This is a genomic window from Gluconacetobacter entanii (assembly GCF_003206495.1).
Taxonomy (GTDB): Bacteria; Pseudomonadota; Alphaproteobacteria; order Acetobacterales; family Acetobacteraceae; genus Novacetimonas; species Novacetimonas entanii.
Genome location: NZ_NKUF01000139.1, coordinates 1 through 685, shown reverse-complemented (window position 1 = coordinate 685; position 685 = coordinate 1). Strand labels below are relative to the sequence as shown.

The 685-nt window shown below is 51.8% G+C and carries 1 protein-coding gene; it reads right to left on the bottom strand.

Features of this window, described 5'->3' with window-relative positions; translation table 11 throughout:
* Positions 1-426: 426 nt before the first annotated feature.
* Positions 427-685: transposase (locus CFR72_RS16910; RefSeq protein ID WP_146220787.1), on the bottom strand; the 259-nt coding region annotated here is incomplete at its 5' end.

The window sequence follows — 685 nt, the reverse complement described above, 5'->3', positions numbered from 1 at the left end:
GCAATACCAGTCCATGTCACCATTCACTCCATCTCTTCGCAAAGACGGATGAATCACAACAGGCTGGTATTGTTCAAAAACTTTCGGATCGGGCTCTTAGCGAGCTGACTGACTCAAAATCACTTCCCATCAAAAGGAAAGGGCACTGCCTCACTTGCTTCATATAGCCCCAGCAAGCGAGGCGACTGCTGCCAGATGATTTTCGACCATCATTGACCACGGACGCCTTGCCATCAGACTGGCGAGACGGATCGGCTTTGCCGTTTCTGGCGCTTCCACATCCGCTAACCTTGGCAATCTTCAAACTAAGCCATCGCCACATACGACGGAATCAGACCAAGAGGTCCATAGCCGACTAAACGTCAGTGCCACAGTTAGATCAAAAACAAAAGAAAAACTGGAAATTGTGTATGCTGCCTTGGATAATCACATAACCTTAGAGCCCGATCCGAAAGTTTTCCAAGCTTGACAATGCCTTGCTGTCCGTCGTGTGAGCATGCGGATCGAGGCGATCAATGTCCATGCGGTTGAGGACGCAATGGACTTTTCCCAATCTTTGGCGAGCCGCCTGCACCGTCCCAGCCAGGCGAATGTCCGTTCCACCACCCAGCGACGCGGCAGGATCTGAAAGCCCTTCGTCGTATCGGACCGCCTGATGATTTCGAGGGTCCATTTTCCCATGGCG